Here is a 9,843-nt window from a genome sequence, read left to right on the forward strand (position 1 = left end):
ACGATCTGCCCATGAGAGTTACCTCGGTCCGCCAGTGCATTGCCGCTGCCCTGATCCTCTGGGCACCGGGGGAAGCCTTGCTGGCGGCCGAGGGGGCGCCCCAGCCCAGGGTGATCACTGTCGTTGTGGACGACAATTTTCCGCCCTACACCCTGCGCGATGAGGCCGGCCAGTTGCAGGGCCTGCTCAAGGATCGCTGGGCGCAATGGCAGGCCCATGCGGGCGTAACGGTGAATCTGCAGGGCATGGACTGGGCCCGGGCCCAGGAAACCATGCAGGCCGGCGGGGCCGATGTCATCGACACCCTGTCGCGCACGCCTGCCCGCGAGCTGCTTTACGACTTCTCCGCGCCTTATGCCACGCTGGACGTCATGCTGTTCTTCCACGACAGCATCACCGGCATCGTCGATGCCGTCTCGAGCAAGGGCTTCATCATCGGGGTCAAGGCCGGTGACCTCTGCATTGAAAAGTTGCGTCAGCAGGGCATCGTCCAGTTCCGCACTTACGCCAGTTATGAAGCGCTCATCAAGGGGGCCAGCATCAGCGAGGTGCGGGTTTTCTGCATGAACCAGCGGCCGGCCGAGTACCTCCTGCAGCGTCTCGGCATTGCGGCCCGCTTTCGCCATACCGCGCCGATTTATTCCAGCCAGCTCCACTGGGCGGTGCGCAAGGGGAATGGTGAGCTGCAGGGTCTGATTGCGAATGGTTTTACGAAGATTTCGGTGGCCGAGCAGCAGGCCCTGGAAGACAAATGGTTCGGTATGCCGCTGGACGAGGCGCGCGCGCCGCTCCTGCGTTACGCCGGCTACGGTTTGCTGGTGCTGGGGCTGGTCGTGCTGTCCCTGCTCGGCTGGAACCGCCTGCTGAGCCGGCGGGTCGATGCGCGGACTGCTGCGCTCAATCTGGCCCGCCAGGAGAGCTTCGATGTGCGTGACCGGCTGGTGGCGACCCTCGAAGCGATACCCGACCTGCTCTTCGAGCTTGATGCCAGTGGCTGCTACCTGGACGTGTACGCCACTCGCGACGCACTGCTGGCGGCCCCGCGGGAGGCCCTGATCGGCCACAATGTCGCCGAGGTGCTGCCGCCGGAGGCCGCCCGGACCATTGTCGAGGCGCTGGCCGCGGCCATGGGCAGCGGGAGCGATTACGGGCGCGTGATCATGCTCAGTTTCGGCGATCAGCCGCACTGGTTCGAACTGTCCGTGCGGCGCAAGGGCGAGTCTGCCGGCGCCGCGTCCACCTTCATCGTGCTGTCCCGTGACATCACCACGCGCAAGCAGGCCGAGATGGAACTGGCCCGCTACCGGGACAGCCTGGAGGTCGAGGTTGCCCGGCGGACCGCCGATCTGGCGGCCGCCATCGAAGAGCAGCAAGCCCTGTTCGACTCCGCCAGCGTCGGCATCGTGCTGATGAAGGAGCGCCATATCGTGCGCTGCAATCGGCGCATGGACGAAATGTTCGGTTATGCGCCCGGCGAGCAACTGGGGCAGTCAACCCGTATCTGGTACGTCGACAGCGTGGCCTGGGAGAGCACCGGCCGGGAGGTGTATTCCCAGGTCTGGCGTGGCGAAACCCATGTGCGCGAGCAACTGGTCGTGCGCAAGAACGGCAGTCGCTTCTGGGCGCGCATGGCCGGCCGGGCGGTGGATGCCCGTCATCCGGCCAAGGGCATGGTCGGCATCATCGAGGACATCACCGCCGAGCGCGATGCCGCCGAGGCCCTGCGCCTGGCCTATGCCGAACAGCAGGCCATCTTCGATTCCGCCACCTCGGGCATCGTGTTGATCGTCGATCGCCTCTTGCAGCGCTGCAACCGCAAGCTGCACGAGATGTTCGGCTGGCCGGCGGGTGAAATGGTCGGCAAGTCCACGCGCATTCTGTATGCCGACGATGCCGCCTGGAACGTGGGTGGCGGCGAGGTGTACGAGCAGATCTGGCGTGGCGAGACCCATCGCCGCGAGCAGATGCTGATGCGTCGGGATGGCAGCCAGTTCTGGGCTCGCCTCACCGCCCATGCGGTGGACGTCAACGACCACTCCCTCGGGTCGGTGTGGATCATCGACAACATCGGCGCCGAGCGTGCCGCCACCGATGCGATGCTCAAGGCCATGGCCATGGCCGAGGAGGCGGCGCGGGTGAAGTCGGACTTTCTCGCCAACATGAGCCATGAAATCCGCACGCCGATGAATGCCATCGTCGGCATGGCCTACCTGATGCTGAAAACCGAGCTGGGCGGCCGCCAGCGCGATTACCTCGAGAAAATCCAGGCGTCGAGCCAGCACCTGCTGGGCATCATCAACGACATTCTCGATTTCTCGAAAATCGAGGCCGGCAAGATGGTCGTCGAGCACATCGGCTTTGAGCTCGAACGCATGCTCGATAACGTGACCAGCCTGATTGCCGAGAAAACGGCCGCCAAGGGGCTCGAACTGATCGTCGATGTGGCGGATGACGTGCCCGCCAATCTTGTTGGCGACCCCCTGCGCCTGGGGCAGATCCTCGTCAATTACGCCAACAATGCGGTGAAGTTCACCGAACAGGGTGAGGTCGCGATTCGTGTGGGCGTGCTTGAGGCCGGGGCCGACGATGTCCTGCTGCGTTTCGAGGTACAGGACACCGGGATTGGTCTCAGCGCCGAGCAGCGGGCCCGGCTGTTCCAGAGCTTCGAGCAGGCCGACTCGTCCACCACCCGCAAGTACGGCGGTACCGGCCTCGGCCTGGCGATCTCCAGGCGTCTGGCTGAACTGATGGGTGGCGAGGTCGGCGTCGACAGCAAGCAGGGGGTCGGTTCCACTTTCTGGTTCAGCGTGCGCCTCCCCTTCACCGCCGTGAAGGGGAGGCGCACGCTGCCGGACGCCGACCTGCGTGGCCGCCGCATGCTGGTGGTGGATGACAACGACAATGCCCGCGACGTGCTTGGCGAAATGCTGCGCCGCATGAGCTTCGTGACGACCGCCGTGCCTTCCGGCGCGGCGGCCCTGAGCGAGCTGCTTGCTGCCGATGCGGCCGGCCAGCCCTACGAACTGGTGTTTCTCGACTGGCAGATGCCCGAGCGGGATGGTGTGGCCACCGCCGGGGATATCCGTCACCTGTCCCTGTCACGCCAGCCGCAACTGGTGATGGTGACGGCCTATGGCCGCGACGAACTGATCGCGGCGGCCAGCAAGGCGGGAATCACCGACATCCTGATCAAGCCGGTGACGGCCTCACTGCTCTTCGATGCCGTGATGCGCCTGCTGGGGGCGCCGCGGGTTGAACCGGTGCAGGCCGGATGGGTGCCGGCCGAGCGGGCTGTCGATCTGGCACCGATTGCCGGTGCGCGCATTCTGCTGGTCGAGGACAACGAGCTCAACCGGGAAGTGGCCAGCGAACTGCTGCATCTGGTGGGGTGTGAAGTCGAACTGGCCGAGAATGGCGCCATCGCGGTTGAAAAGGTGGCCCACAGCCGTTTTGACTGCGTGTTGATGGATGTGCAGATGCCGGTCATGGACGGGCTGACGGCAACCCGTGAAATCCGCAAACTGCCGCACTGCGCCGACCTGCCGATTGTCGCCATGACGGCCAATGCCATGGCCGGTGATCGGGAGCGCTGCCTGGATGCCGGCATGAACGACCATGTGGGCAAGCCCATTGATCCCGAGGTCCTGTGGGCCACGCTGCTGCGCTGGGCCAGGCGGCTCCGCCTGGTGCAGCCCGTGGCCGTGGAAAGGGCTGTCGGCCCCCGGGTGTCGGACGCGGTGCTGCCGCTGACCGAGATCGCCGGGCTGGACGTGGTGGCCGGCCTGCACCTCGCGCTGGATCGGGAGGCTTTGTATTTTTCCATCCTGGGCAGGTTCGTCGAAGGCCAGCAGGATTTTCCGGCCCGCATGGCGTGTGCCGTGACGGATGCCGACTGGGTGGCGGCCGAACGCCTCGCCCATACCCTGAAAGGTGTCGCTGGACAGATCGGCGCGCCGCTGCTGAAGGGCCTCGCCGAGCAACTGGAGCATGCCGTGCACCGGCACGCCGCGCCCGAGGTGCTGGCGCCCTTGCAGTCTGCCACCGCCGCCTGCCTCACCCAGCTCGTCAAGGCCCTCGTCAGCCATCTGCCCGCACCGCCGGCGACACCGCTGCCGGTTGCCGTCGATGCCGATCAACTGGCGGTGGTGTGCGCCAGTCTGGCCCGTCAGCTCGCCGAGGACGATTTCTCCAGTGCGCGTCTGCTGGAGGAAAGTGAGGCCCTGTTGCGGGTGGGGCTCGGGGCCGATTTCGCCCCGCTGGCTGCGGCCATCCGCCATTTCGATTTTGTCGCCGCACTGGCGTGCCTCAAGGACGCCGCCGCCCGACTCGGCATTCCGCTCAGGCTTTTGTAGGGCGGGCCTGATCGATGGCCTGTACGAGGACCTCCAGGTCACGGGCCAGCGCTTCGACGAGTTCGGCCAGTTGTCGCGGGGGCATCTTGTTGCGGCTGGCCTGCTCGACGTCCATTGCCTGCTGGCTGAGCGCCAGGGCGCCGATCGTCCCTGCGGCGCCTTTCAGGCTGTGGGCGCAGCGGCCGATCTCCTCAAGGCGATTGTCGGCAAGCTGGTTTCGCAGGGTCGCTCCGTCATGCCGGTGGGTATCGCTGAAAAGTGTGATCAGGTGAATGTAGCGGTCGTGCCGGCCGCGCACGCTGAGCAGGCCCTGGGCCGCATCAAGGCCGGGAATCTGCAGCATCGCACCGTCGCCTTCTTCCATGGGGGGCGCTGCCAGTGCCTCACTGGCGAGACGGGGCCCCCTGGCTGGCAGCCAGCGCAGCAATGCCTGGTAGAGCACGGCCGGATTGACCGGCTTGGCCACGTGGTCCTGCATGCCGGCTGCGAGGCAGCGCTGGCGGTCTTCGTTGAAGGCGTTGGCGGTCATGGCCAGGATCGGCATGGCCTGTCGGCCGGGCAGTGCGCGAATGGCCGTGCAGGCCTCGATGCCGCCCATCACGGGCATGCTGAGATCCATCAGGATGAGATCGAAGTCCCCCGCCTGAACCTGGTCCACCGCTTCACGTCCGTTGTTCGCCACGACGACTGAAAGGCCCATGTCGCCGAGCAGTTCGCAGGCGATTTCCTGGTTGAGAAGGTTGTCTTCGGCAAGCAGGATGCGTGCGCCGGCGCGGGTTTGCCGGAGCTGCTGGCACAGGCTCTCCATCAGGTCCGGTGAGCTCGCCGGGGTGTGCGCCGAGAGCGTGTTGTCGGGGGTGACATCACCCTGCGCATGGCCCAGTCGTATCGTCACCCAGAAGGTGCTGCCCTGGCCGGGGTGGCTGGTGACGCCGATTTCGCCCCCCATGAGTTCGGTCAGGCGCTTGCTGATGGCCAGGCCGAGACCGGTGCCGCCGTACTTGCGGGTCGTCGAGTTGTCGGCCTGCTCGAAAGCCTGGAAGACGGCTTCCTGTTGCGCCGCGCTCAGGCCGATACCTTCGTCCTGCACTTCGAGGCGGACGAGATCCGTGTGCGGGTCGGCTTCGATCTGGCTGGCGCGCAGGGTGATGTGGCCGCGGGTGGAGAACTTGACCGCGTTGGACAGGAAGTTGACCAGGATCTGCTCGATCCGCACCGGGTCGCCGCGCAGGTACTGCGGGAGTGCCGGATCGATCTCCAGGTGCAGGGTCAGGCCCTTCTGACCGGCGTTTTCGCGCAACAGACTCTCGGCCTTTTCGAGGGGCGCGCGCAGGGGGAAGTCGATCGATTCCAGGCGGATCTTGTCGGCTTCGATTTTCGACAGATCGAGAATGTCGTTGATGATGCGCAGCAGGTGCTGGGCGGCCGTGCCGATCTTCTTCACCCGGTCGGCCTGCCGGGGTTCGGTGATGTCCCGGTCGAGCAGGTGCGACAAGCCGATGATGGCGTTCATCGGGGTGCGGATTTCATGGCTCATGTTGGCCAGGAAGGCGCTTTTGGCCCGGTTGGCGCTCTCTGCTTCGTCCCGTGCGGCGGCCAGTTCGAGGGTGCGCTTGGCCACCAGTTCTTCAAGGTGGTGGCGGTGCTGCTGCAGTTCGGCGTCGAGCTGCCGGCGATCGGTGATGTCGCGGACCAGGCACATCACATAGGTCTTGCCGCCCCACTGCACCTGGCTCGACTTGATCTCTGCCGGATAGGTGCTGCCGTCCTTGCGTCGATGAATGGTCTCGAAGGCTTCGCCCTCGGGTCTGATCGAGACGATTATTTTCTGCACTTGCTCCGGGGTGTAGAACGATTCCCAGTCCCATACGTGCAGCTTGACCAGCTCTTGCGGCGTGTAGCCGAGCAGCGCGGCAAACTGCGGGTTGGCTTCAAAGACGCTGCAGTCGTCATTGAGCACGACGATGCCGTCGCGATCCATTTCAAACAGGGCACGGCGGCGCGAAGCCTCCTCGACAATCGCCTGCTGGGCCTGCTGTCTGGCCAGGTTCTGGGCATGCAGGGCGTCAAGCAGTTCGTTGAAGTGACGAGCCAGTTGGGCGATCTCGTCGGTTTCGGCATCGGCATCGGCGGCGACGCGTGCCGTGTAATTGCCGCCGTGAATGGCCTTCATGGTGTCGGTGATCTTCGACAGCCGCCGGGTGCAGTCACCGGCGCCCCGCAGGAAGGAGAAGGACAGGGCGAGCATGCTCAGGGCCAGGAGGCCTGCCACGCTGGCGGTCAGCAGCCATTTTTCGTTCTGGAGCTGTTCTTCCGGGAAACTGATGCCCACCATGCCGATGCGCTGCCCGTCGCCATCGACAATGGCATCGTAACCGGCGATCTGCTGGCTATCCAGCACGTCCGAGCGTCGCACCCAGGCGTTTCCCTTGTTGATGACCTCTTCGCGGATGGCCGGCAGCGCCCGTGTTCCGATGGCGCGCAGGCTGTTTTTCCGGGTCACCGAGGTGCTGATCCGAAGGTCGTCGAGAAAGATCGACATCACCCCGCCGCCTTCGCCGAAGCGGGCATTGATCGGGAAGACCACGTCACGGATGCGGTCCAGCATCGGGAGGTTGTTGTTGAGCAGCACGCCGCCTATGAGAATGGCGTCGGGGTGGGTGTTGGTCAGCGCGAAATGCGCTGCCGCATTGATGAGCAGGCCGCGTGTCTCGAGTTGTGCGTTGTGTTCGTAGCCGGATGGCTCGTTGCTGTGGATGTGCGCGCGATCGGGCAGGTCGGGTGACAGGGCGCCCAGCATGTCGGCGCTGAAGCGTTCGTACGCCGAGCTGGGTACGCCGGTGGCGGCCTGGCGGGAGACATAGCTCTCCGGCAGCCGGCTGCCGGCCTCCAGCCCGGTGCTGGAGGCAATGACCCGTCCGTCCTGGGTGGCGATGATCATGAAGTCGAGGCGCGCCGCATCGGCCCGGGCCGCCAGTGCCTGGTCGATGGGCACGCTGCGAACCTTGCCGGCCTCGCCGGCCAGCTCGTCGAGCATGTGGTTGAGGCGATCCGAGCGGACCATTTCCTCGATGTTCTGGAGTGTCTGGCTGCGCACCTGCTCCATGTAGGTGTGAGCGCTGGCCAGATTGCCGCGTGCGTTGGTGATCAGCTGCTTGTCGAAGATTTGTCCGCCGGCAATGGTCAGGATGCCCAGGATGATCGGGAAGGCGACGAGCAGGGGGGCGAGGCCGAGCGTTATCAAGCGCAGGCGCAAGGATGCCCGCCATATCTTCTTGCGCGTTCCGGACATGAAGAGAGGGAACATGGCTGGATTCCGCTCCAGTTTCGGTTAAGTGGGGTGAGTCTGGCCTCGCGCGGCCTTGGTTGTGTGCGGTCTTTTTTCGGCCAATTCAATAAAATCATTATAAATGATATTATTGACAAAAGTATCATAGTCGAAAAGGTCGGACTGTCCGATCCTCGTCAAAGGACCTGCAAATGAAGGCTTGGCACTTTGCTGCCGCGTCGATGTGTCTGCTCCTCGCGGCTTGCAGTCCGCCGGAGCCACTCAAAATCGGCTTTGTGGGTGGTCTGTCGGATCGCAATTCGGATGTCGGTCAGGCGGGCCAGAATGGTGTGATCCTTGCCATCGAACAGGTCAACCGGAGCGGTGGCATCAACGGGCGCAAGCTCGAACTGGTTTCCCGCGACGACGCGCAGGACCGCGAAACGGCGGCCCGTGCAGCGGCTGAACTGGCTGCCGAAAAGGTCGAAGCGGTGATCGGACCCTTTACCAGTGGCGTTGCCGCCGCGCTGCTGCCGGTTCTGGCAAAGACCAATACGCTGGCCATCAGCCCCACGTTAACGTCGATGGATTTTTATCATAAGGACGACAACCTTGTCCGCATCAACCGGACCACCCGCGACAACGCCCGGGACTACGCCCGCGTGCTGTACGGCCTTGGCCAGCGCCGGATTGCGGTGGCCTTCGATGTGCGCAACCGCTCCTTCACCCAATCCTGGCTGGATGAGTTCCGCCAGGCCTTTAGCGATGCCGGCGGCACCCTGGTGGCCGAAGTGCCTTTCGAGTCGCGGCCCAACGTGGATTTCGGCGCGGTGGTCGGTGACATGCTCAAGGGGCGTCCGGACGGACTTTTCTATATCGCCGGCGCCATCGATGTGGCACGCCTGGCCCAGCATTCACGCCGGCTGGCACCGGCCCTGCCGATCGGCGCCTCGGAGTGGGCGGCCACGGAGCAACTGCTGGAGTTGGGGGGCAAGATGGTGGAGGGGCTGGTGATCGTCCTCAACTACAATCGCGATGACGACTCGCCCCGCTATACGGCCTTCCGCGAGGCCTACTTCAAGCGCTTCCAGAAAACCCCCGGTTACAGCAGCGTCTCCGCCTACGACGCCGCGACCGTGCTGTTTGCGGCATTGGGCCGGCGCGAGGGCAAGGCAAGCGTCAAGGATGCACTTCTGCGCCACGGGCCCTACCAGGGGCTGCAGCAGGAAATCGCCTTCGACAAGTTCGGCGACACCCAGCGCAAGGTCTTCTTCACCACCATCAACGATGGTCGTTTCATGCTGACGCGGTGAGCTTTGACGGGTTTACGCCCTGCGCCCGCGCAGCTTCAGGCGCCGAAGTAGCGTCCGGGCCGGTGATTGACCGCGATGACCAGGTTCAGCGCCCCGGCTGCCAGCACCGACAGCGCCACCTGGCCGGCCGACACCACCAGCAGGCCGAGGCTGAGGATCACGCAGTCGCCGAGCATCTGCACCGTGCCGGCGCGCCAGCCACGGGTTTTCTGCAGGTAGATGGCCAGCACACCGAGCCCGCCCAGGCTGGCCCCGTGGCGAATCAGGATCAGGATGCCGATGCCCGCCAGCAGGCCCGCCATGATTGCCGCGAAGACCGGATCGAGCCGCGAGAAGGCGATCAGGCCGGGCAGCACTTCGGTGTACAGCGACAGCACCCCCACCGCGCAGAAAGTCTTCAGCGCAAATTCCCGCCCCAGCGCCCTGTAGGCGAACACGTAGAACGGCAGGTTGATCAGAAACAGCACCGGCCCCAGGCGCCAGCCGCCGAGGTAATGCAGCAGGAAGGCCAGCCCGGTGGTGCCCCCCAACAGCAGCCGGCTTTCGCGAAACATGATGATCGACAGGGCCACGAACAGGCAGCCTGTCAGCATCCCCTGCACGTCTTCGAGGCGGCTGTGGGGCGTGGCCTGGAGCGGTGTCTGGCGCGACGCGGAGGCGGGAGACGACATGAAGGCGGGCAGGCTGGCGAAGGATGCACGATCATACCCGCAGCCCTCGCCGCAAATTATTTGCGCAGTGCGTGTAAGAAACGCCCCGCTTGCCACGACTAATCGCCAGCACCTGATTTTTCGCGGTCGCCAGACGGGCTTCCGGCAGGGCTGCAACCCCCACTCGACAGGAGCATCATCATGAAAACCACTTCCGCCATTACCGCTTCCCTGCTGGCTTCCTTCGCCCTTGGCACGGC

Annotated in this window: 4 protein-coding genes; 2 read left to right on the top strand and 2 right to left on the bottom strand. The window is 64.9% G+C overall.

The window, feature by feature from the left end; translation table 11 throughout:
* The first annotated feature begins 11 nt into the window (after positions 1 to 11).
* The gene (locus tag ETQ85_RS21415) at positions 12 to 4,352 is read left to right on the top strand and encodes a response regulator (RefSeq protein ID WP_148581101.1); all 4,341 of its coding nucleotides are present in this window, start codon (positions 12 to 14) and stop codon (positions 4,350 to 4,352) included.
* Here ETQ85_RS21415 and ETQ85_RS21420 read toward each other — a convergent pair.
* Positions 4,339 to 7,659, bottom strand: a complete 3,321-nt coding sequence (locus ETQ85_RS21420) for an ATP-binding protein (protein ID WP_148581102.1) — start codon at positions 7,657 to 7,659, stop codon at positions 4,339 to 4,341. The two genes, ETQ85_RS21415 and ETQ85_RS21420, sit on opposite strands and share 14 nt — an antisense overlap.
* A 173-nt stretch (positions 7,660 to 7,832) precedes the next feature.
* Here ETQ85_RS21420 and ETQ85_RS21425 point away from each other — a divergent pair, with 173 nt between their 5' ends.
* On the top strand, positions 7,833 to 8,933 hold the full coding sequence (locus ETQ85_RS21425; protein ID WP_148581103.1) for an ABC transporter substrate-binding protein: 1,101 nt from the start codon (positions 7,833 to 7,835) through the stop codon (positions 8,931 to 8,933).
* A gap of 35 nt (positions 8,934 to 8,968) precedes the next feature.
* Here ETQ85_RS21425 and ETQ85_RS21430 read toward each other — a convergent pair whose 3' ends face one another.
* Positions 8,969 to 9,604, bottom strand: coding sequence for a YitT family protein (locus tag ETQ85_RS21430; RefSeq protein WP_246128859.1), 636 nt, complete (start codon positions 9,602 to 9,604; stop codon positions 8,969 to 8,971).
* Between the last annotated feature and the right edge of the window lie 239 nt (positions 9,605 to 9,843).

The sequence above is a fragment of the Zoogloea oleivorans genome, assembly GCF_008107625.1.
GTDB classification, from domain to species: Bacteria; Pseudomonadota; Gammaproteobacteria; order Burkholderiales; family Rhodocyclaceae; genus Zoogloea; species Zoogloea oleivorans.

Coding starts and splice junctions, on each gene's coding strand:
- ETQ85_RS21420 (WP_148581102.1), bottom strand. CDS start 7,659: ATGTTCCCTCTCTTCATGTCCGGAACGCGCAAGAAGATATGGCGGGCA.
- ETQ85_RS21425 (WP_148581103.1), top strand. CDS start 7,833: ATGAAGGCTTGGCACTTTGCTGCCGCGTCGATGTGTCTGCTCCTCGCG.
- ETQ85_RS21415 (WP_148581101.1), top strand. CDS start 12: ATGAGAGTTACCTCGGTCCGCCAGTGCATTGCCGCTGCCCTGATCCTC.
- ETQ85_RS21430 (WP_246128859.1), bottom strand. CDS start 9,604: ATGTCGTCTCCCGCCTCCGCGTCGCGCCAGACACCGCTCCAGGCCACG.